This window comes from Pseudomonas sp. ArH3a, from assembly GCF_022648765.1.
Classification (GTDB): domain Bacteria; phylum Pseudomonadota; class Gammaproteobacteria; order Pseudomonadales; family Pseudomonadaceae; genus Aquipseudomonas.
This window is the reverse complement of the sequence record NZ_CP080330.1, coordinates 2,881,397-2,901,616: the sequence shown is the minus strand read 5'-3', so window position 1 is coordinate 2,901,616 and position 20,220 is coordinate 2,881,397. Positions and strand designations below refer to the sequence as shown.

General features: G+C 60.3%; 18 protein-coding genes and 6 pseudogenes. 13 read left to right on the top strand and 11 right to left on the bottom strand.

Annotated features, from left to right (window positions below):
* Nucleotides 1–8 precede the first annotated feature (8 nt).
* Nucleotides 9–1,235 (bottom strand): RtcB family protein, encoded by a 1,227-nt coding sequence (locus K0P33_RS13410; protein ID WP_242155668.1) that lies wholly within the window; start codon nucleotides 1,233–1,235, stop codon nucleotides 9–11.
* 212 nt (nucleotides 1,236–1,447) lie between these two features.
* Between K0P33_RS13410 and rtcR the strand changes: the two genes are divergently transcribed.
* On the top strand, nucleotides 1,448–3,046 hold the full coding sequence (gene rtcR, locus K0P33_RS13405; protein WP_094950197.1) for an RNA repair transcriptional activator RtcR: 1,599 nt from the start codon (nucleotides 1,448–1,450) through the stop codon (nucleotides 3,044–3,046).
* 606 nt (nucleotides 3,047–3,652) lie between these two features.
* On the opposite strand, the gene K0P33_RS13400 is transcribed toward rtcR, so the two are convergent.
* Entirely contained in the window at nucleotides 3,653–4,240 is a 588-nt protein-coding gene (locus tag K0P33_RS13400) for an NUDIX domain-containing protein (RefSeq protein ID WP_242155666.1), read from the bottom strand.
* A gap of 116 nt (nucleotides 4,241–4,356) precedes the next feature.
* Here K0P33_RS13400 and K0P33_RS13395 point away from each other — a divergent pair, with 116 nt between their 5' ends.
* Together K0P33_RS13395 and K0P33_RS13390 are read left to right on the top strand one after the other, a co-directional pair.
* Entirely contained in the window at nucleotides 4,357–5,505 is a 1,149-nt protein-coding gene (locus K0P33_RS13395; RefSeq protein WP_242155664.1) for a GGDEF domain-containing protein, read from the top strand.
* 98 nt (nucleotides 5,506–5,603) lie between these two features.
* Nucleotides 5,604–6,530, top strand: coding sequence for an alpha/beta hydrolase (locus tag K0P33_RS13390; protein WP_094950232.1), 927 nt, complete (start codon nucleotides 5,604–5,606; stop codon nucleotides 6,528–6,530).
* 192 nt (nucleotides 6,531–6,722) lie between these two features.
* Here K0P33_RS13390 and K0P33_RS13385 read toward each other — a convergent pair whose 3' ends face one another.
* The gene (locus tag K0P33_RS13385; protein WP_094950194.1) at nucleotides 6,723–7,883 is read right to left on the bottom strand and encodes an alpha-hydroxy acid oxidase; all 1,161 of its coding nucleotides are present in this window, start codon (nucleotides 7,881–7,883) and stop codon (nucleotides 6,723–6,725) included.
* 121 nt (nucleotides 7,884–8,004) lie between these two features.
* On the opposite strand from K0P33_RS13385, the gene K0P33_RS13380 reads away from it, so the two are divergent.
* Nucleotides 8,005–8,790, top strand: a complete 786-nt coding sequence (locus K0P33_RS13380; protein WP_094950193.1) for a DeoR/GlpR family DNA-binding transcription regulator — start codon at nucleotides 8,005–8,007, stop codon at nucleotides 8,788–8,790.
* 249 nt (nucleotides 8,791–9,039) lie between these two features.
* On the opposite strand, the gene K0P33_RS13375 is transcribed toward K0P33_RS13380, so the two are convergent.
* A complete protein-coding gene (locus tag K0P33_RS13375) occupies nucleotides 9,040–9,252 on the bottom strand; it encodes a hypothetical protein (RefSeq protein ID WP_242155661.1) in 213 nt (70 codons plus the stop codon).
* Nucleotides 9,253–9,537: 285 nt separating this feature from the next.
* Between K0P33_RS13375 and K0P33_RS13370 the strand changes: the two genes are divergently transcribed.
* Entirely contained in the window at nucleotides 9,538–10,098 is a 561-nt protein-coding gene (locus K0P33_RS13370) for a type 1 glutamine amidotransferase domain-containing protein (RefSeq protein ID WP_094950191.1), read from the top strand.
* Between the two features lie 112 nt (nucleotides 10,099–10,210).
* A pseudogene (locus K0P33_RS13365) lies at nucleotides 10,211–11,629 on the top strand (IS1182 family transposase).
* A 129-nt stretch (nucleotides 11,630–11,758) separates the two neighbouring features.
* Here the strand turns inward: K0P33_RS13365 and K0P33_RS13360 are convergent.
* Entirely contained in the window at nucleotides 11,759–11,965 is a 207-nt protein-coding gene (locus tag K0P33_RS13360; RefSeq protein ID WP_094953799.1) for a PLD nuclease N-terminal domain-containing protein, read from the bottom strand.
* 111 nt (nucleotides 11,966–12,076) lie between these two features.
* Here K0P33_RS13360 and K0P33_RS31425 point away from each other — a divergent pair.
* Nucleotides 12,077–12,190 (top strand): annotated as a pseudogene (locus tag K0P33_RS31425) (peptidase); the annotation flags it as partial.
* A gap of 184 nt (nucleotides 12,191–12,374) precedes the next feature.
* Here the strand turns inward: K0P33_RS31425 and K0P33_RS13350 are convergent.
* The 3 genes from K0P33_RS13350 to K0P33_RS13340 form a co-directional block, all read right to left on the bottom strand.
* Nucleotides 12,375–13,556 carry a lysozyme inhibitor LprI family protein gene (locus K0P33_RS13350; RefSeq protein WP_242155657.1) on the bottom strand — a complete coding sequence of 394 codons (1,182 nt, stop codon included), beginning with the start codon at nucleotides 13,554–13,556 and terminating at the stop codon, nucleotides 12,375–12,377.
* A gap of 196 nt (nucleotides 13,557–13,752) precedes the next feature.
* Nucleotides 13,753–14,298 carry a putative natural product biosynthesis protein gene (locus K0P33_RS13345; protein ID WP_094953801.1) on the bottom strand — a complete coding sequence of 182 codons (546 nt, stop codon included), beginning with the start codon at nucleotides 14,296–14,298 and terminating at the stop codon, nucleotides 13,753–13,755.
* Between the two features lie 62 nt (nucleotides 14,299–14,360).
* Entirely contained in the window at nucleotides 14,361–14,744 is a 384-nt protein-coding gene (locus tag K0P33_RS13340) for a DUF2946 domain-containing protein (protein WP_094953802.1), read from the bottom strand.
* 180 nt (nucleotides 14,745–14,924) lie between these two features.
* Between K0P33_RS13340 and K0P33_RS13335 the strand changes: the two genes are divergently transcribed.
* The 4 genes and pseudogenes from K0P33_RS13335 to K0P33_RS13320 form a co-directional block, all read left to right on the top strand.
* Complete coding sequence (locus K0P33_RS13335; RefSeq protein WP_242155655.1) at nucleotides 14,925–15,533, top strand: SCO family protein; 609 nt, start codon at nucleotides 14,925–14,927, stop codon at nucleotides 15,531–15,533.
* Nucleotides 15,533–15,982: pseudogene (locus tag K0P33_RS13330) on the top strand (copper chaperone PCu(A)C); the annotation flags it as partial. The gene K0P33_RS13335 and the pseudogene K0P33_RS13330, both read left to right, overlap by 1 nt.
* A 154-nt stretch (nucleotides 15,983–16,136) precedes the next feature.
* Nucleotides 16,137–16,481 (top strand): annotated as a pseudogene (locus K0P33_RS13325) (lyase family protein); the annotation flags it as partial.
* Nucleotides 16,476–16,709 (top strand): annotated as a pseudogene (locus K0P33_RS13320) (LysR substrate-binding domain-containing protein); the annotation flags it as partial. The pseudogenes K0P33_RS13325 and K0P33_RS13320, both read left to right, overlap by 6 nt.
* Nucleotides 16,710–16,718: 9 nt before the next feature.
* Here K0P33_RS13320 and K0P33_RS13315 read toward each other — a convergent pair.
* Nucleotides 16,719–17,048, bottom strand: coding sequence for a DHCW motif cupin fold protein (locus K0P33_RS13315; RefSeq protein WP_242155653.1), 330 nt, complete (start codon nucleotides 17,046–17,048; stop codon nucleotides 16,719–16,721).
* Nucleotides 17,049–17,188: 140 nt separating this feature from the next.
* Here K0P33_RS13315 and K0P33_RS13310 point away from each other — a divergent pair, with 140 nt between their 5' ends.
* On the top strand, nucleotides 17,189–17,674 hold the full coding sequence (locus tag K0P33_RS13310) for an HIT family protein (protein ID WP_242155651.1): 486 nt from the start codon (nucleotides 17,189–17,191) through the stop codon (nucleotides 17,672–17,674).
* Nucleotides 17,675–17,783: 109 nt separating this feature from the next.
* On the opposite strand, the gene K0P33_RS13305 is transcribed toward K0P33_RS13310, so the two are convergent.
* The gene (locus tag K0P33_RS13305; protein ID WP_242155649.1) at nucleotides 17,784–18,275 is read right to left on the bottom strand and encodes a GNAT family N-acetyltransferase; all 492 of its coding nucleotides are present in this window, start codon (nucleotides 18,273–18,275) and stop codon (nucleotides 17,784–17,786) included.
* A 266-nt stretch (nucleotides 18,276–18,541) separates the two neighbouring features.
* Between K0P33_RS13305 and K0P33_RS13300 the strand changes: the two are divergent.
* Nucleotides 18,542–18,637 (top strand): annotated as a pseudogene (locus K0P33_RS13300) (DNA-binding response regulator); the annotation flags it as partial.
* Nucleotides 18,638–18,702: 65 nt separating this feature from the next.
* Here K0P33_RS13300 and K0P33_RS13295 read toward each other — a convergent pair.
* On the bottom strand, nucleotides 18,703–20,193 hold the full coding sequence (locus K0P33_RS13295; RefSeq protein WP_242155647.1) for an aldehyde dehydrogenase: 1,491 nt from the start codon (nucleotides 20,191–20,193) through the stop codon (nucleotides 18,703–18,705).
* Between the last annotated feature and the right edge of the window lie 27 nt (nucleotides 20,194–20,220).

Genomic DNA, 20,220 nt, shown 5'->3' with positions numbered 1-20,220 from the left:
TTCCCCTGTTAACCTTTTACGCACACCACCTGACGCAAGGTGTGCAGCACTTCCACCAGCTCGCGCTGGGCGTGCATGACGGCGTCGATGTCCTTGTAGGCCATCGGAATTTCATCGATCACATCGGCATCCTTACGGCATTCCACGTGGGCCGTCGCACGGATCTGGTCGGCCACCGTGAAGGTGTTTTTTGCCTTGGTGCGGCTCATGGTGCGGCCGGCGCCGTGGCTGCACGAGCAAAACGACTCTTCGTTGCCCAGGCCGCGCACGATGAAACTTTTCGCGCCCATGGAGCCCGGAATAATCCCCAGCTCGCCCTTCTTCGCCGACACCGCGCCCTTGCGCGTCACCAGCACATCCTCACCAAAGTGCCGCTCTTTTTGCACGTAGTTGTGATGGCAGTTCACCGCTTCCAACGCCACCTCAAACGGCTTGCTGATCACCTGGCGTGTGGCCTGGACCACCGCGCGCATCATCAACTCGCGGTTCTGCCGGGCAAAGTCCTGGGCCCAGCCCACGGCTTGTACGTAGTCATCGAAGTGCTGGCTGCCTTCTTCGAAATAGGCCAAGTCGCGGTCCGGCAAGTTGGCCAGGTGCTGGCGCATGTCCGCCTGGGCCAGCTGGATAAACAGGTTGCCGATGGCGTTACCCACGCCACGCGAGCCGCTGTGCAACATGAACCAGACCCGGTTGGCTTCATCCAGGCACACCTCGACAAAGTGGTTACCCGTGCCGAGCGTGCCCAAATGCTGGCGGTTGTTGCTGCGCTCCAACTGTGGGTACTTGTCGGTGATCGCCTTGAAGCGCGGGTGCAGCGCCGCCCATACCTGATCGGCCTGGGCCGGCACGTCTTCCCACGCCCCTTTGTCGCGACCTTTACGGCTGCGGGTGCGGCCATGGGGCACGGCGGCTTCGATGGCGCAGCGCAGCCCGTGGAGATTGTCCGGCAAGTCGCTGGCGGTCAGCGTGGTGCGCGCCGCGATCATGCCGCAGCCGATGTCCACGCCCACCGCCGCCGGGATAATTGCGCCCATCGTCGGGATCACACTGCCGATGGTCGAACCCTTGCCCAGGTGCACATCCGGCATCACCGCGAGGTGCTTGAAGATAAACGGCATCTTGGCGGTGTTCATCAGTTGCTGGCGGGCTTCAGGTTCCACGGGCACGCCCTGGGTCCACAGTTTGATCGGCTTGCCGTTGGCCACTTCCAGCAGTTGGTAGGTCTTCTCTTGCATGATCTCGATTCTTTTTTTGAAAGCCGTCACTGCGGCGTTGATTGAGCTATAGCAGCGGGCGTGCCAGCTTTTTCACCAACTCAATTAAAATTCTTATCTCGTTGTTTTATATAGTTATTTACAAACACTCGGATTTAAATAATGAAAAGCGATGACAAGTTCAATGGCTAATTTATATCCTAGCTTATCGTCACTTATCTTTTGGTCTAGTCATGAAGCGCAAACGCACCGTCGCCATCGGGTTTATCGGGTCCAAGCTGGATCGCGTCGGCAAGGGCGCCAACCGCTGGAACTACTGGCGCCCCAGTGTCGGCCTGTGCCAGCAAGCCGATGTGCTGATTGATCGCCTGGAGCTGATCCACGACGTCGACGCGCGCGACGTGAGCCTCGCCGAACGGGTGCGCGCCGACATCCTGCAGATATCACCGCACACCGAGGTGCGCCTGCACGCGATGCCACTGCAAAACCCCTGGGACTTCGAAGAGGTCTACGCCGCGCTGCACGATTTCACCACAGACTATGCCTTCAATACCGAACACGAGGACTACCTCGTCCACATCACCACCGGCACCCACGTGGCGCAGATTTGCTGGTTCCTGCTGACCGAGGCGCGCAACCTCCCGGCACGCCTGATCCAGACCGCACCGGCACGCCGCAGTGACGACAGCGCGCCCGCCACTGGCACCCACACGCTGATCGACCTCGACCTGTCGCGCTACGACCGCATCGCCTCGCGCTTTGCCGAAAAACGTTTAGAAGGCCTGGCGTTTCTCAAGTCGGGGATTGCCACACGCAATAGCGCTTTCAACGGCTCCATTGAGCAAATCGAGCGCGTGGCCGTGCGCTCCAAGGCGCCGATGCTGCTGATCGGCCCCACCGGTGCCGGCAAGTCATTCCTCGCCCGGCGCATCTACGAACTCAAGCGCAGCCGCCACCAAATCCAGGGGCGGTTTGTGGAAGTGAACTGCGCCACCCTGCGCGGCGATGGTGCGATGTCGGCGCTGTTCGGCCACATCAAAGGCGCCTTCACCGGCGCGCAAAATGCCCGTGACGGCCTGCTGCGCGCGGCGGATGGCGGCATGCTGTTTCTCGATGAAATCGGCGAACTGGGGCTGGATGAGCAGGCGATGCTGCTCAAGGCCGTCGAAGAAAAACGCTTCTACCCACTGGGCGCCGACCAGGAAGTGGCCAGCGACTTCCTGATCATCGCCGGCACCCACCGTGACCTGCGCGGGCGCGTGGCCCAGGGGCTGTTTCGCGAAGACCTGTATGCGCGTATCAACTTGTGGACCTTTGACCTGCCCGGCCTTGCGGGCCGGCGTGAAGACATCGAGCCCAATATCGATTTCGAACTGGAACGGCACGCCCGCGAGCAAGGCCGCCACGTGCGCTTCAATCTGGAGGCGCGGCGTCGTTACCTGGCGTTCGCCTGCTCCAGCGAAGCGGCGTGGCTGGGCAACTTTCGTGAGTTGTCTGCTTCGATCACGCGTATGGCAACGCTGGCGGACAGCGGGCGTATTGATGAGGCCCAGGCTGAAGAAGAAATCCAACGTTTGCGCTACGCCTGGGGCTTATCTGCGCCGCAGGCTGAGTGGCAAGCCTTGCTGCCTGCGGATCTGGATCTGTTTGACCAGCTGCAACTGAAGGCGGTGATTGAGGTGTGCTTGCAGGCAGACAGCCTGTCGGATGCTGGCCGGCGATTGTTCGGCGTGTCGCGCCAGGCCAAGGTACAACCGAATGACGCGGATCGGTTACGCAAGTACCTGGCGCGGTTTGCGATTGATTGGAAGCAGTTGGCGGCGCTCAAGTAAAGCGGGTTGTTTTTTTTGAGGGGGGTTGAGGGCATATCCGTTATTTGGGTGATGGCGGATATGGGTTCTGCCCTTACGGCGGCTCACTTTTGAACAGCGCAAAAGTAAGCAAAACGCTCTTGCCCCACCACTCGGCACCTCGCTCACGCTTCGGTGTGCCCTCACGCAGGCTTTGGACCGTGGGCAGCGTGGTTTAACGGGGCGCCCAAGATCAAGATCAAAAACAGATCAAGATCAAAAGCAAGAGCACGGCGGCCTAGTAGCCGACCTGAGCGGTTAGATCAAAAGCGAAGCCAAGGCGGCCTGACAGCCGACCTGATCTCTGAAACTGAACTCAATCAAATGTGGGAGCTGGCTTGCCTGCGATGGCATCAGGTGCGGCGATCCGGCAAGCCAGCTCCCACATTTAGATCTCAGTACATCAGGTGGATGTGGTGGTGTTCTGCTTCTGCCGTGCTTTTGCTTCAACCACTCACTGCTTTTGATCTGACAGGCCCCGTTAACCACGATGGCCGAACACAGGCGAGGCACCGAGTGGTGGGGCAAAGACCTTTTGGTTACTTTTAGCTGGGCCGGCATTCCGGGCGTTTGCCAAAAGTGCCCCCCTCACCACCCCTCTTTCAACATACGCAACTCCAGGTGCTGCAACAGCATGATGGTCTTACCATCCACAATCTCACCGCTCTGCACCATCGCCAGCGCCTGCTCAAAGCCCAGCTCCAGCACTTCGATATCCTCGCCCTCTTCCTCCAAGCCACCCCCCGTACCGACCCGATCCGCCGCCTGATACTCACCGATAAAGAAGTGAATCCGCTCAGTCACCGACCCCGGGCTCATGAACGCCGCATAGATTTTCTCCACATGGCCAACGCGGTACCCGGTCTCTTCCTCAGCTTCCAGGCGAATACGTTCCTCAGGGCTGGCATTGTCCAACAAACCGGCAGCGGCTTCGATCAAGTAACCCGGGTAATCGTTGACGAAGGTGGGCATACGAAACTGGCGAATCAGCAGCACCGTGCGCTGCGCACGGTTGTACAACAGGATGGTCGCACCGTTGCCCCGGTCATACACCTCGCGCGTCTGGGCTTGCCAACTGCCGTCCTGCCTGCGCAAGTCGAAGCTGTACTTTTTCAGAAGGTACCAACTGTCCGAGAGGGTTTCCTCAGCGGTGATTCGAATGGGGCTGTTGTCCATGCTCAGGCCTCTGCGCAAATGTGCAGGAGCATCTCGCGCCGTCAATACCAGCGTCAAGCGCATCACTTGCGGCTACAATCGCGCCCCAAGAAGGATCTCCCTGCGGGTTCAAGGAAATGATGCTGCACATCCCGACGCTATTGATAGTGGCCGTGTTCGTGTTCTGCCTGATGGGCCTACTGACGGCGCATGCCTGGAGCCGTGGCCGCGAACCGACCCTAGGCTATCTGGGCATCATGCTGTTGCTCGCCTCCCTGGGCACCGGGCTAATTGTGGTACGCGGTATGGGCATGGACTTTGTCGCGCTGATCATCGGCAACGTGGTGCTGCTGCTCAGCGCCGCCATGAACTGGACCGCCATGCGCGCTTTTGTGCAGCGCAAACCCAATGTGCCGGGGATCTTTGCCGGTGCCGGGCTGTGGTTGTTGATGTGCCTGGTGCCGCCGTTCTACGCCTCGCTGTCGGCGCGGGTCACGCTGTATTCGCTGTTGGCGGCCGGGTATGGCGTGTTGTCGGCGCTGGAACTATGGCGCCGGCGCGCCAGCCTGGAAGTCGCCTACGCCCCCGCCCTGGTGCTGACCCTGTGGCACACCGGTTTCTATGGCATTCGTGCCTTTACCGACCCCGGCCTGCCGATCAAGAGCGCGCAGGCCTCGGGCAGCGAAGGCGTGCCGTTTTTCTCGTTCATGCTGTTTGAATCCATGCTGTACGCCATCGGCATTGCCTACGTCACCCTGGCGATGGTCAAGGAGCGCGCCGAACTGCGCTTCAAAGCCGCCGCCTTCAGTGATGCGTTGACCGGCATCGGCAACCGCCGCGCCTTTATGCTCAAAGGTGAGCAACTGTTGGCCGACAGCGCTCGGCGTCACCAGGGCGCAGCCCTGCTGCTGTGCGACCTGGACCACTTCAAGCGCCTGAATGACAACTTCGGCCACCCCATGGGCGACCAGGCCTTGATCGCGTTCAGCCGGGTGGCTGAAGCGACATTGCGGTCCACCGACGTGTTCGCACGCATCGGTGGCGAAGAGTTCGCCTGCCTGCTCGCCGACAGCGATGCCGCCGGCGCGTTTGAAGTGGCCGAGCGTATTCGCCAGACGTTTGCGCAGTTGGACCTGTTGGCCCCCGGCTACTTGGGCGTGAGCATTGGCATCGTCACCTCCCAGGCGGGCGGCGACCTCTCTCAATTGCTCTCGCAGGCCGACCAGGCGCTGTACCTGGCCAAGGCACGAGGGCGCAATCGAGTGCAGGTGGCCGCCGCGCTGTAACACTTTGCAAGCAAACCCCATGCGCGGCTGTCGAATTAATTCCTGCCTGCATAAGCCATCTGGTAAAACCCGTGCTTCGCCTTTATATGGGTACCTTCATGTCATCTCGTTTTATCGCTCGCCTGGGCCTGCGCTGGTTTCCCCTGCTGTGCATGGCCATCCTGATCATCGGTTTGCCGGTGGGCTGCGCCGTGCTGCAACACAAAGAGCGCGAGCTGGTGTTCCGTATCGAGCCGGGCACGGCCGGCTGGTACACCGGCTTGCCTAAGGCGGTGCAGGAATTCGATATCAAGCCCGCCAGTTTCAAACCGGGGCAAAACCTTCACGGCTGGTGGTACCCGGCCGACAACAAGGACGCGCCGGCCATTCTCTACCTGCACGGCGTGCGCTGGAACCTCACAGGGCAGCTGTTTCGCATCGAGCAACTGCACGCGCTGGGCTTCTCGGTGCTGGCCATCGACTACCGTGGTTTCGGCCAAAGCCACGGCGATTTGCCTTCGGAAACCAGTGTGTATGAAGACGCCCGCATCGCCTGGGAACGCTTCCAAGTACTGCAACCCGACCCAGCCAAACGCCTGATCTACGGGCACTCCCTGGGTGGCGCGGTGGCCATCGACCTGGCGGCCGAATTGAGTAAGCAGACACCGCTGCCCGTGCGCGGGCTGGTGATCGAATCCACCTTCACCTCGCTGGGGGACGCGGCCGCCGCCGTCGCCAATACCTCGTTGCCGGTGCGCTGGCTGCTGTCGCAGAAATTTGACTCCATCGACAAAATGGCCAACGTGCACATGCCGCTGCTGGTGGTCCACGGCCTGGCCGACCAGTACGTGCCACCGCGTTTCAGCCAGCAATTGTTTGATGCCGCCCAGGAGCCCAAGCGGCTGTTGCTGGTGCCGGGCGCCACACACAACAACAGCATGAGCCTGGCCGGACGCAGTTATGGCCAGGCGCTGGAAAACCTCATGCGCGCAAAAGCACCGGCGCAGGTGGTCACGCACTCCACAGGCCGTGATAGCGACTCATAAACATACTTTTCGGCACTGGGTTCGCACTTGGCTGTCAAGCGCAAACCCTGCCCATACTGGCCCGCGTTGAAAGTTGATCAAATATTGACCGAGGGCTAAATCGCCAACCCTGCCGGGCCTTCGCAAAGTTATCCACAGAGATACCCACGGTTTTCGTGGACAACTCTTTTTACTTTTTTACGATTTTTTTGCTCAGCAAACGCCTGTGGGAAACGTTCCAGGCAGCAAAATCTCGCGACTCACATCGCGTATATCGTTATAGCCACACAGCGCCATCGACACATCCAACTCCCGGGCGATGATGTCAAGGGCCTTGGTCACGCCCGCTTCGCCCATGGCGCCTAAACCATACAAGTGCGGGCGGCCGATCATGGTGCCTTTGGCGCCCAACGCCATCGCCTTGAGCACGTCCTGGCCGGAGCGAATGCCGCCGTCGAGCCACACTTCAATTTGCGTGCCTACCGCCTCAACAATCGCCGGCAGTTGGCTGATGCTCGACGGTGCGCCATCCAACTGGCGGCCGCCGTGGTTGCTCACCACCAGCGCGTCTGCACCGGAGTTGGCCGCCAGGCGCGCATCTTCCACATCAAGGATGCCCTTGATGATCAGCTTGCCGCCCCAGCATTTCTTGATCCACTCCACATCGTCCCAGCTCAGACGCGGGTCGAACTGCTGCGCGGTCCACGACGACAGCGAACTCATGTCCGCCACACCTTTTACATGCCCAACGATATTGCCGAAACCCCGGCGCTTAGTGCCGAGCATGCCCATTACCCAGCGCGGCTTGGTTGCCATGTTGAGGATATTCGGCAAGGTCAGTTTCGGCGGCGCCGACAGGCCGTTGATCAAGTCCTTGTGGCGTTGCCCGAGGATCTGCAAATCGAGGGTCAGCACCAGCGCATCAACCCCGGCGGCCTTGGCGCGCTCGATCAACTGCTCGATAAACGCACGGTCGCGCATCACATACAGCTGGAACCAGAACGGCTGGCCGACGTGTTCGGCGATATCTTCCAGGGAGCAGATGCTCATGGTCGACAAGGTGTAACGCAGGCCGAACGCGGCGGCGGCGCGGGCGGTGAGGATCTCGCCATCGGCATGCTGCATGCCCGCAAGCCCCGTCGGTGCCAGTGCCACGGGCATGGCCATGTCCTGGCCGATCATGCTGGCGCGGATCGAACGCTGATCGATATTGCGCGCCACGCGCTGGCGGAATTGGATGCGGGCAAAATCGCTTTCATTCGCCCGGTAGGTGCTTTCAGTCCAGGAGCCGGAATCGGCGTAGTCGTAGAACATCCGTGGGACACGTTTTTGCGCCAGCTTGCGTAAGTCTTCGATGGTTGTGATCAACGGCATCTAGGTCACCTCTCCCTGAACTGAGCCCAGAGAGTAACCGCCCATCGGCGGCGCAACCAGTCATTGCGTTTATATCGAGGCAAGCTTAATCTCGCATAAAACCGCAGAAAGATGCACAAACATGCACAGCACTCATCAAGCCATCGACCTACCTTCGTTGCGCAAACAGAAAATCCTGTTGCTGCTGGAGCGCGACGGCAAAGTCACCGCCTCAGAATTGGTGGAACACTTTGCGGTGTCCCAGGACACCATCCGCCGCGACCTCGGTGAACTCGCCGCCGCCGGCCTGTTGCAACGCGTGCACGGCGGCGCCCTGCCCCGGCCCAAAGACACCGGCAAAGACTTCTTCACCCGCGTCGGCGAGACCAATGAGGTCAAGCGCCACCTCGCGCAACTGGCGGCGGATCGCGTTGAAGATGGCCAGATCGTACTGTTCGATTCCGGCTCCACTACGCTGCAGATTGCCCAATCCTTGCCGCGCTCGATCCGCCTGACCGTGGTCACGCCGTCGCCGATGATTGCCATTGCCCTGGCCGACCATCCCGACGTGAAAGTGATTTTGACCGGCGGCCAACTCAACCCCGCCACCTTGTCCACCAGCGGCCACGAAACCGTGCGCCTGATCCAGAGCATCAAGGCCGACCTGCTGTTTACCGGTGTGTGCGCGCTGCACCCGCAGGTGGGCATCAGCTCGCTGCATTTCGATGAAGTGGCGGTCAAGCAAGCGCTGCTCGACAGTGCATCGCACGTGGTGGCCGTGACCATGGCAGACAAGCTTGGCGCCGTAGAACCATTTGTGGTGGGGCCGTGCAACCGCATCCATACGCTGATCACCGAGTGGCATGTGCAGGGTGTCGAGGCGTATGAGCAGTTAGGTTTGGAAGTGCTGCGGGTTGAGGTCGAGTAGGTGAAAAACGAACGTCCAAGCAAAGCAGGTTGAATGTGGGAGCTGTCGAGCGTTAGCGAGGCTGCGATGGGATCACCGCGTTCTACCTGCAAGACCGTAGCGCCTGCATCGCAGCCTCGCTAAAGCTCGACAGCTCCCACATGCGCGCGCCCAAGCATTGAAACCAGTTCCCTGGCGGTGCAGTGCTGCAACTTGCGCGCGATGTCGCGGCCCTGCTGCTCCACACTCAAGTAATCGACCTGGCCATGCTCAGTGGCCCAGCTTGCGCTCAGCGTTGGCGGCCTGCTCGTTGATGGCGTCGGTCTGGCGTTCGATGTCCTTGATCGAGGTGGGCGTCAGCACCTTGTCAACGGTTTCAGTCTTCGGGTTCGGACGTTCCAGGGTCTGGCCCTTGGCGGGTTTTTCAGTGCCTTTCTGGGCGTCTTCGGAGCTGATGGGGGCTGGGGTTTTATCGGCAGTCACAGTCTTTCTCCAAGCAGTTGAAGGCCCGCAAAAAATAGCGGGCCCATATTCAGCAGAGCCCACCGAATTTCGATAGTTCAAGGAATTTGCCGCGCTGCACCACCGGAGAAAAAAACGCGCATTAATTTAAACCTTTTGCCCAGGGCCCCGCTCAACAGTCAGGTACGGCATCACGCCACTGTGGATTTCAAGGAGATCCACATAACTACTCTGCTGATGAAAAAAATACCGAGCTGCAAGCCAAACACGCCCACTAATCATCCCTGACCCAGGAGACACTCGACCATGAGTTCGCAACTCAACGGCAAGCACATCCTCATCATCACCTCAAACACCGGCATTGAGCGCGATGAGCTGCTCAAACCCCTGCAAGCGCTGCGCGGTTATGGCGCCACGGTGACTCACGCGTCCAGCAAGGGCGGCACTACCCAGACCTTTGTTGGCGACACCGAGAAGGACAAAACCGTGGAGTCCGACGTGCAATTGTCGGCGGTGGTGAGCAGCGACTTCGACGCCCTGGTGATCCCAGGCGGCACCGTCAACGCCGACACGTTGCGCCAGGATGCGGCGGCGTTGCGCCTGATCAACGATTTCGTCAAGGCCGGTAAAACCGTCGCGGCGATCTGCCACGGGCCGTGGGCGCTGATCGATGCAGGCGTGATCAAGGGCAAGACCCTGACCTCCTACAAAAGCGTGCGCATCGACCTGCAAAACGCCGGCGCTGCCGCTTGGGTGGACGTCGAGGTCAAGCAATGCCCGGCCAATGGTTGGACCTTGATCACCTCGCGTACGCCGGATGACCTGCCGGCGTTCAACGAGGCGATTGCCAAGGCGGTTGCGGGTTAAACCAGCCGTTTAAAGCAAAACAGGCGCCCTCGCAGACTGTGTGAAAACCTAGCAATCTGCGCAGCGCTCAAAGAAAATGCTCCGTATCGAAAGATACGGAGCATTTTTCGTTATGGCCTATATCCAAGGAGAGTCCCGCAGCCAGACCAGTCTGTTCCCGGTCTCGTTGGAGGAATTGATCCCCGAGGATCACCTCGTTCGCGTCATTGATCTCTATGTCGCCAGGCTGGATCTGGTGCAACTGGGCTTTGATAAAGCGTTGCCCAAAAGCACCGGCTGCCCGTCTTATGACCCCGCCGACCAGCTCAAACTCTACCTTTATGGCTATTTCCAGCGGATTCGCTCATCGCGGCGGCTTGAAGCCGAATGCCAGCGCAACATCGAAGTGATATGGCTGATCAATCGGCTCAAACCTTACTTCAAGACCATCGCCGACTTTCGCAAAAACAACAAACTCGCCTTTGTGGCGACGTGCCGTGCCTTTGTTCGGTTTTGCCGCACAGCCGGTCTGATCGCCGGTGAGTTGGTGGCCATCGACGGCAGCAAATTTCAGGCGGTGGCGTCCTCGCGGCGTCATATGAATTTGAAGCAGCTCAAACGTCAGGAAGAGAAACTGGATAAGCGCATCGCTCAGTATCTGGCCGAGCTGGATGAGGCCGACAAGGCCGAAACCACAGAGGCGATTGATCGCAGCGCAATCAAAACAGCACTGGCGCAGCTTGAAGTCCGGCAGCAGGATAATCAGAGCTGCCAAGCGCTAATGAACTCGATGGGCCTGTAGCAATTCAACATCCAAGAAAGCGATGCCCGAATGATGCGCACGCCCAAAGGGCCGCGGGTGGCTTACAACGTACAAACCGCCGTGGACGCCGCACATTGCCTGATCCTGCACCATGAAGTGACCCAGGATGGCGATGACCGCAAGCAACTCGAGCCAATGGCCAAGGCCTCAAAAGAACATCTGGAACAAGATGCCCTGAGCGTGACAGCCGATGCTGGCTACTCCAACGGCCAGCAGTTTCAGGCCTGCGAGGAGGCTGGGATTACCGTGTACGTGCCGCCCAATCGCTCGGTCAACCCAGGCGGTGAGGAGCTTTTTGAGCGCAAAGATTTTATCTACGAAGCCGAACACGATCGTTATCAGTGCCCGGCGGGCAAGTGGCTGACGCTCAAGCAGCGCAACAAGGGAGATCGAATCTATCAGGGCGATGTCAGTGACTGCGCTGTCTGCCCGCTCAAATCCCAGTGCACTGGCGCCCAACGTCGCTATGTCTCACGCCATGCCCATGAGGAAGCCTTTGAGCGAATGGAGCAGCGAATGCTGGCGCATCCGCAGATGATGGCCAACCGAAGATCCATCGTTGAGCACCCTTTCGGAAACCTCAAGCAATGGCTATTTGGGAATGGTCGTTTCCTGTTGCGCCAGTTGGAGGGCGCAAAAGCAGAAATGGCCTTGGCGGTGAACGCTTATAACCTTAAGCGAGCGATTAGCGTGCTCGGAGCCCGCCAGTTGATGGAGCTGATGGGCTGAAAGGCCTTTTTTCATCTATTGCTCGCACAAAAACAAACGCCCCGAACTAAGTCGGGGCGTTTGTTGAGCTGGCCTTCAGTGCGTTTTCACACAGTCTGCTAGGGCGCCTGTTTACTGTGGTGCTTAAGTTCAGCTTTTACGCTGATCAGCCATCTCACGTTTGGGCCCGAACATCGCCCACACGATCAGCCCGAACAGCGGCACGAAAATCAGAATGATCAACCACAACCCCTTGGTCTCCCAGCCACCGGTGCTGCGCAAGACGACGTTGATCGCCCACAATTCCAAGATCAGCAGAATCACGGCCAAAATGATCCAGATAGTTTCCAATTGCATAGTTCACCTCCTGAGGTCTATGCATTAGGTCAGCCGTATGGCTCCAGGGTTCCATCCGATTTGCACCCAGGCGCTCTCGCCCAACGGTTGCGGCTAATCCTGCGCGACCTTCTAGACTCACCGCACTCACGTTTTTTAATCCACCCGATGAGCGGGAATTTCAACCAGCGCTCGGTGGGCCACCCACGTCTGCGCGAATACCTGTCGAGCTTGAAGAACTCGCTGAGCGGCAACAGCGCCGCCGGCTCCGCCCTGCCTCCGGGCACCTACGCCAGAAGCCCGTGCGACAGCGACAAGAAGGCTGAAACAGCGCCAAAAGAAAAGGCCTCTACCCGCGTTTCATCACTCAAACAGCCTGCCAGCTAGAAGACTAAGAAAAAGGCGCCGCGAAGCGACAGCTAACCGCTACCTATTCACCGCCTGACTCGCCGATAAAAGCCAGGCGCTTCTCCAGCCACTGGCGGACGATTTCTCGTGCCGCCACCTGCGCCTCCTCCACAGAGAAACCACGCTCACTCTGCAGCCACGCGGCGGTGACTTGCCGAGCCGGTTCGACCGCAGCCAGCGCCAGCGTGCGCGATTTGCTCGGCCATGACTTTTCATCGTTCCAACTGCGCATGGCCGGTTCAGGGTCTTCTGCGCCCTCCACCGGTTTGAGAAAGTCGCGCGGCGATACCGTCGCACGCAAATCCAGGCGCCGCCACTCGGCATAGCTCGCAAAACGAATAGTGCCGCTGTTGCCGCTGGCGGTCGCAATAGCAGGGTCAAAGCCCGCGTCCAATTGCTGCCACGGCGCTTGCTTGAACAGCTCGCCTTGCGGCGCGCACAACGGCGCGAAGCTGTCGCGGGTCGAACCATACAGCGGCCCGAATGCCTCATAGGCGTCTGCGCCGTGACGGCTGAAGACGAAGCAGTGCACATACGCACGCTGGTCGGCGAACACCTCGTACTGTGCCCGTTCGACCATCATGCGTAACAGCGTCAGGGTGATGCGGTCGCGGCTGAATACCGGGTCGCTGTCCAGGTCCTGGAAAATCTCCCATGGATAGCTGTCGGTCTTGAGCACCGCGAGTACCTGCTGGCGTTTTTCTTCGGCTTCTTGGGCGGTGACGCCGCTCTGCGGTTCAAAGCGTTGCAGGTACACCAACCAGGCGGCCGCCAGTTCACTCTGGGGAAAACGTCGCAAGCCCTGAGCGGCGTCTGCTGGATGATCAGGAATACTGGCGATGATCGCATCCAGCTCGGCGGTGTGCGGCTGGGTGAGTTGGCCCACCTCAATCAACCGTTTGCTCAGCAATGGCTGCAAGCAGGCCGGGTCGGTGCCGCAGGCATCACGGGTTTTCAGCCAGGCTCGCTGAGCATTGCGCAGCGCGTCGCGTTGCGGGCCCTTGAGCTTGCCCATCGCACTCAGGTAATGCTCGCCGAGCATGCCGTCGAGGCGGCTCAGCTCCGGGTTGGCGCAGAGGGTCTGCTCGACAGGCGTGGTGGCCTTTTTGCAGTCATACGACGCAGCCCCGGCCGGCGCTGCGGCACACAGCAGTGCAGCGGCCATCCCCATCAGCGGGCACAACGATTTAACCGAGTAGTCCATCACATTCCTTGCCAGAGGTCCTTTCGAGGCGCGTATTGTGCAGCGCTGACACGCCGATCACAAAGCTTCGTGCCGGGTCGCATCGAAGCGCTCCCGCGCCTGAAGTGCCGACCTTGCTCGCGAACCTGGCCGCCGTAACCTTCAACGCTCAGCTGCACATCACCGTGACCAGCGTCGCAATGGATTGGCCGCCACCTCAAGGCACCGGCAACCAGCCGCTGAAGCCGCCCTGTCGGGTCAGCGGGCTCCAGGCAAAGTCGCCTGCACTCGCCGGCAACACTTGATGTTCAGCGCCCGCAACGGCGGCACCTTTCCAGTCAAAAATCCTTGACCCCCGCCAGGCCAGAACCACCCCTTGGGCCTGGCTGTCATCGGTGCTTATCCAACACGCAGCCGCAGCCGCCATGAAGGCCTCGATGGGCTCCTCGTCAATCTGCGCGCGGTACGCCGAGCCCAGCAGCCAGCGGCAGACGTTCAGGTGATACGTCCAGTCCTGCGGTGGTTGGTTGTGATAGGCCCAGATCATAAAGCTGCGAAACAGGTTCAACCCCTCGGGCGGGTCGAGCTTGAGCAGTGCCGGGCAGATGTCGAACAAGGTGTGCCAATACGGCAACAAACGCGCATCCAGGTGCACGAAGCAGCGGGAATTGCTGGGGTATTCAGGCAGTGTCGGTTCCGCGCGCAAGCGACGGGACGCCTTGCTGACCAGGCGGCTGGCGCCTGCAGGCAATAGATGGTTCATCAAACGCACTCACAGTCGTGACGATAGAACGCCTCCTGATCACAGGAAGCCCAAGGCACACGTCAGAATGCGGGGGAAGCGCGGGGGTTGGCTGAGGGCCAGGAATATCGCGGCGGCGCCTTGTTGCGCCGCTCATGGGCCGGGCGCGGGGTTTGCTGGAGACTCAACAGCCAGGCCAGGCCGATGAGGAACACGATGGCCACGGTCACGGCGGAGCACACCGGGCAGGCAAAGTAGTTCGAGATGTTGCTGGAAGACGGGTTCCCCAACCCTTTGTCGGAAAGTGGCGCCTGGCTACCGTCCACCGAACAGAAGGCCCCGCCGATGCCATTGAGCTGTTGGCCCATCATCTGCCCATGCCCCAAACCACAGGCGAACACGTTCATCAGCACGCAAAAGTACAGGGCCCAGGCGATCAGCGAACGGTCAGGGTGGCTCAATTTCATGGCGGCGACTCTACCACCGAAGCCCCAAAGGGATGAAGCACCGCGCGCCCCTGTGGCAGAACGTCGCAGATTACGTGGGCTGGCCGGGGTTGGTAGACTGTGCGCCCGCATCATTACTCCTTTTCAAAGCCTGTTATGTAGATCCAGAGCAATGCAGGCGTTTCACAGGATGCACAGTTAATGAGTACGTTATCCACCCGCCGCAAAGTGCTGACCGGTATGGGCCTGTTGGGTCTAGGCAGCCTGCTGGGCGGCTGTGACTACAGCCCCAAGCTGAACTTCAAGTACGGCAAGGACCTCAGTGACAAGATCATGGGCCGCACCTTCAAGCTCAAGAACACCGACGGCGAAACCGTCACCCTGAGCTCGTTCCGTGGCCTGATGCCAGTGGTGTTCTTTGGTTTCACCCAGTGCCCGGCCGTGTGCCCAACCACCCTGGCCCGCGCCGCCCAAGCCAAGAAGCTGATGGGCCGCGATGGCGAGATCATGCAAGTGGTGTTCATCACCCTCGACCCCGAGCGCGACACACCGGAATTGCTCGACAGGTACGTGAAGGCCTTCGACCCCAGCTTCGAAGCGCTGTACGGCACCCCGGAAGAAATCGCCGTGGCCGCCAAGGAGTTCGGGATCTTTTATGAAAAGATCCCTGCCGGTGACACCTATACCTTGTCGCACACCTCGACCAGTTTCGTCTTCGACACCCGTGGCAACCTACGCCTGGGCCTGTCGGCATCCCTTACCGCTAAAGAGTGCGCAGAAGACCTGCTCACCGTCATGGAGGTCTGCTAATGACTGCCGTTCAACACCTCAAGCGCTTTACTTTCGGCCTGACGCTGCTGGGCCTCGCTGCCCACGCCAGTGCCCAGGTACAAGTGAGCGACGCGTGGGTACGCGCCACCGTAGCGGGCCAAACGTCCAGCGGCGCCTTCATGACCGTCACCGCCGACAGCGACAGCAAACTGCTCAGCGTAGCGTCGCCGGTAGCCAAGGATGCGCAGATTCATGAGATGAGCATGAAGGATGACGTGATGCGCATGGGGCCGGTGGACTCGGTGGCGTTGCCTGCGGGTAAAGCGGTCAAGCTGGACCCGAACGGTTATCACGTGATGCTGATGGGGCTGACTGGGCAGATCAAGGAAGGTGATCAGGTGCCTTTGACCTTGACCGTAGAGAACGCCAAGGGTGAGAAGCAGGTGATTGAAGTGAAAGCGCCGGCGCGTGGGTTGAACGGTATGGATGGCAAACATGGCATGCATGGTCAGAATGGCCAAGACGGCCAAGACGGCCAAGACGGCGAGAACGGCATGGACCACGGCAAGATGCACTAAACCGCTTCGGCGGTGAGGGAGGCTGCCTTGGCGATCGGGTTGTTGTGGCGAGCGGGCTTGCCCTGATGGCCAACGCATCCGCGAGCTGTACACGCGCTTGGACAAAAGCCCGATGGGCACCGCCGTGCTGGCGAACTCAGCTTACCCGCTGAACCGCCAGCGCCTGGCCGAGCGGCTGGACTTTGATGGCGTGCACGAGAACTCGCTGGATTCGAGCCAAGTCTCCACCTACGACATTCCCATCGAGGCGGCCAACCTGGCGTCATCATCGGCGATTCGTGTGGGCGCGATGATTGGCGACATCCACACCCAATATCACCAGATCCGCCCGTGGTTGTTACTGGATGAAGAAGCCACCTACACCAGCAGCGCCATGCCGCAAGAGCGCAACCCGGGCTTGCTGATGCGCAACAGCACCACCCCACTCGGCGCGCTCAAGGATGAACGCTTCATCCTGGTTCGCCACCCCGGCGCGCCGGGCATGTACGCCAACCTGATCAAGGCCTGCCAGAACGCCGATTTCGAACCCACGATTGCCTTTGAAGTGGAACGCATGCTGACCAACGTCAGCCTAGTGGCGGCCGGCGAAGGCATCTCGGTGGTGCCGGCCTCCGAGCTGGGGGCGGTGTATCGAAAAGGGTAAGGCTCAATCCACAATAAACAGCTTCGCCCCACTGCGGGTGGATGAGCGATGGCCTTCCATGTCATTGCCCACCTGGTAACTCATCCCGGCCGTCAGCGTGAACTGGCGGCCGTCTTCCAATTCGGTGCGCAGTTCCCCTTCGAGACACAGCAACACATGCCCGCGCCAACACCAGTGATCGGCCAAGTAACCGGGGGTGTACTCGACCATGCGCACACGGGTCGTGCCGAAGTGGCAAGTACGCCACAGGGCACTGCCGGTAACGCCCGGGTGAAGTTCGGGTTCGACGGTGGACCAGTCGGTGGTGCCAAACGGGACAGCAGTCAGTTCCATGGTGGGTTCGGTCGTCAGTTAACGTGGCACGACCCTATCTGCCTGAAACGCGCAGCGGTAGACACAGATCGACGGCTTTTGTGAGATACAGGCGCCCATGCTTGTTAACCTACCCGCCCTGCCCTCACGGACGCGTGCTTATGCAGATCGACCCCGCCTTCATCCTTCACGAGACCGAGCACTGGCGGCTCAACCATCACCTTGCGTCGAAGCTGCCGGGCTACCTGATGCTGGGCGCCAAGGCCCCCATCGATTCCCTCGCCGACATGCCGGACGCAGCGCTGGCGGAACTGGGGGGCTTACTGGCTAAAACCCAACGGGTGATCGAGGCGCAGCTCCAGCCGAAATGGCTGTATATCAGCCGCTACGGGCACATGCCCGGCTTCCCGCTGCACTTTCATTTCATCCCAGTGTATGACTGGGTGGAGCAAGCGTTTTGGCAGGATCAGCGCTACCGCGTGCTGCAAAATTTTGGTGCCCCGGAACAGGCGCAGGCGCTGACCGATGGGGCTGAATTGACACTGTTTGTGTGGCGCGAGTTTAGCGAGAGCCCGACACCGCCGGCGGTTCAAGGGGGTTCGGTTGGCCGGGTGATCGAGCGGTTGCGCACCGCCCTTCAAGCCTGACCCCGATCCCTTGTGGGAGCAGTGTTGCTGAAAAGCTCTGCATGCGCCGCAATGGCCCTGCGAACCGAAACCTGACCGACAAAGCTGATCCCCTGTGGGAGCACCTGTGTTAGCTGGCGCTGATCGCATCCCTAGCAATGAGTCGCTTGGTCATCGGGATGCACGCCAATTCCAGCCCCGACGGCGAGTGATACACCGCCTGCTCCTCGCCCACATAACCGTAGGCTCTGTAGAAGCTCGCCGCATTCAGCGTCGCATCCAGCACCACTTCTTCAATCGCCAGTTCCCGCGCAACCCCTTCCAAATGGTCAAGCATCGCCTTGCCATACCCCCGCCCGGCAAACTCAGGTAGCACGAACAACGCGCCCACTTCGTTGTTGTCGGGGTCGAGCATCCCGGTGATCACGGGTTCATTGTTCACCCAGCCCAGGTAAAACGGCTTGTCCATCAGCACGCTGTAACCGTCTTCGGCGCGGCCGCGGGTCCACAGCAGCATTTGTTCGCGGGTGTAGGCGCCGATGCATTGGCTGCGGATGGCCAACAGGCGAATGTCGAACGCCGCCTGGGCGTCCTCTGGGGTGGCGCGTTTGATCTCTAGCATTGCTTTCTCCGTCCATGAACTCATCGTGCGATTAGCACACTGGTGCTAATCGATCCCTTTGCCCGGCGGCGCTATATTCCGCGGCACTTCCAACGCCCCCTGGCACCGTGCATTTATCGCGCGTGGGCGCGGTGCGCGCTGAAAAAACCATAACAAACCCAAGGAAGAAACACCATGAAACGGCACTCCTCCGTTACCCGCCTCACCCTCTTGGGCGCATTGATCATTGGCGCTGCCGGCTGCAGCAATATGAAACCCTCCGAAGATCACCTCAAGTGCGCATTCACGTGTCATCGCTGCTGCGCAGCTTGAGGGTGCCCTCGCGGGCCGCGGCTGAGGGCAAGTACTCCGGGGAGTTCTAGGCGTTTTTCCTGGCAGGGCTGAGTGGTCGTGCCCCCATGAATGCACGACCGGCTGGCCGCCTGAGTCAGCGTAACTGGAACCAGGTGGTTTTCAGCTGGGTGTACTTGTCGAATGAATGCAGCGACAAATCACGGCCGAAGCCGGACTGCTTGCCACCGCCGAACGGCACCGTAACATCCAGAGCGTCGACGGTGTTGACCGACACAGTGCCGGCATTCAAGGCCCGCGCAACACGATGGGCGCGGTTGAGGTCATCACTCCACACCGACGCCGCCAAGCCATAGAGGCTGTCATTGGCTAGCTGGATCGCCTGCTCTTCCGTGTCAAACGCGCTAACGGCCAGCACCGGGCCGAACACTTCATCACGCGAGAGCTGCATGTCGCAGGTCACACCGCCAAAAATGGTCGGCTGGATAAAGTTTGATGAACCATTGAGGGTCACCTGTTCGCCCCCGCACAACAGCCTGGCGCCCTCGCCCTGGGCCTGACTGATGGCGTGCATGATGCGTGCGGTCTGCTCACGGTCGACAATTGCACCGGCAGCGCTGGCGGGGTTCAGCGGATCACCCGGCATCCAGGCGCGCGACTTGGCAATCAGGCGTTCAACGAACTCGTCATGGATGGAGCGCTGCACATACAACCGCGAGTTGGCCGAACACACCTCGCCCTGGTTGAAAAAAATCCCGAAGGCGGCCTTCTCTGCCGCCAGGTCCAGGTCCTGGCAGTCGTCGAACACCAGGTTCGGGCTCTTGCCCCCACACTCCAGCCACACCTGCTTCAAGTTGGATTGAGCTGCATACTGCATAAAGTATTTGCCGACCTGGGTGGAGCCGGTGAACACCAGGCCATCCACGTCCGGGTGCAGGCCCAGCGCCTTGCCGGCATGTTCACCGAGGCCTGGCACCACGTTCAAAACGCCCTCTGGGATACCTGCCTCCAGGGCAAGCTGGGCCAGGCGCAGGGCAGAAAATGGCGACTGCTCGGCGGGTTTCAACACCACGCTGTTACCGGCTGCCAACGCCGGTGCGAGCTTCCAGGCGGCCATGTCGAGTGGGAAATTCCACGGCACCACGGCTGCAATTACGCCCAACGCTTCACGCGTGATAGTCGCCAGCGCATTGCGCGCGGTGGGCGCGACCTGATCGTAGATTTTGTCGAGGGCTTCGCCGTACCAGGCAAACACATGCGCGGCGCCGGGCACGTCAATGGTGTACGCATCCATCACCGGCTTGCCCATGTTCAGCGAATCAAGCAGCGCCAGCTCTTCGCGGTGGGTCATCAGCAACTCGGCGAGCTTGATCAGGACCTTCTTACGTTCCAGCGGCGGCATGCGCCGCCAAGGGCCGGTGTCGAAGGCCTGGCGCGCGCTGCGCACAGCCAGATCAACCTCGGCCTCGCCACAGGCGGCAACACGCGCCAGCAGCTGATTGGTGGCCGGGTTGATGGCGTCGAACGTCGCGCCGCCAGCCGCGTTGACGGGTTGGCCACCGATCAAGGCAGTGTCGATGAAGGTCTGGCGGGCAACACGCTGTTGCCAGTAATTAAGGTCGAACACGGTGTACTCCCAATAAATATCGATGGA

Bases quoted from the DNA above. Each gene is read 5' to 3' on its own strand.
- K0P33_RS13410 (WP_242155668.1), bottom strand. From the start codon at position 1,235: ATGCAAGAGAAGACCTACCAACTGCTGGAAGTGGCCAACGGCAAGCCG.
- rtcR (WP_094950197.1), top strand. From the start codon at position 1,448: ATGAAGCGCAAACGCACCGTCGCCATCGGGTTTATCGGGTCCAAGCTG.
- K0P33_RS13400 (WP_242155666.1), bottom strand. From the start codon at position 4,240: ATGGACAACAGCCCCATTCGAATCACCGCTGAGGAAACCCTCTCGGAC.
- K0P33_RS13395 (WP_242155664.1), top strand. From the start codon at position 4,357: ATGATGCTGCACATCCCGACGCTATTGATAGTGGCCGTGTTCGTGTTC.
- K0P33_RS13390 (WP_094950232.1), top strand. From the start codon at position 5,604: ATGTCATCTCGTTTTATCGCTCGCCTGGGCCTGCGCTGGTTTCCCCTG.
- K0P33_RS13385 (WP_094950194.1), bottom strand. From the start codon at position 7,883: ATGCCGTTGATCACAACCATCGAAGACTTACGCAAGCTGGCGCAAAAA.
- K0P33_RS13380 (WP_094950193.1), top strand. From the start codon at position 8,005: ATGCACAGCACTCATCAAGCCATCGACCTACCTTCGTTGCGCAAACAG.
- K0P33_RS13370 (WP_094950191.1), top strand. From the start codon at position 9,538: ATGAGTTCGCAACTCAACGGCAAGCACATCCTCATCATCACCTCAAAC.
- K0P33_RS13360 (WP_094953799.1), bottom strand. From the start codon at position 11,965: ATGCAATTGGAAACTATCTGGATCATTTTGGCCGTGATTCTGCTGATC.
- K0P33_RS13350 (WP_242155657.1), bottom strand. From the start codon at position 13,556: ATGGACTACTCGGTTAAATCGTTGTGCCCGCTGATGGGGATGGCCGCT.
- K0P33_RS13345 (WP_094953801.1), bottom strand. From the start codon at position 14,298: ATGAACCATCTATTGCCTGCAGGCGCCAGCCGCCTGGTCAGCAAGGCG.
- K0P33_RS13340 (WP_094953802.1), bottom strand. From the start codon at position 14,744: ATGAAATTGAGCCACCCTGACCGTTCGCTGATCGCCTGGGCCCTGTAC.
- K0P33_RS13335 (WP_242155655.1), top strand. From the start codon at position 14,925: ATGAGTACGTTATCCACCCGCCGCAAAGTGCTGACCGGTATGGGCCTG.
- K0P33_RS13315 (WP_242155653.1), bottom strand. From the start codon at position 17,048: ATGGAACTGACTGCTGTCCCGTTTGGCACCACCGACTGGTCCACCGTC.
- K0P33_RS13310 (WP_242155651.1), top strand. From the start codon at position 17,189: ATGCAGATCGACCCCGCCTTCATCCTTCACGAGACCGAGCACTGGCGG.
- K0P33_RS13305 (WP_242155649.1), bottom strand. From the start codon at position 18,275: ATGCTAGAGATCAAACGCGCCACCCCAGAGGACGCCCAGGCGGCGTTC.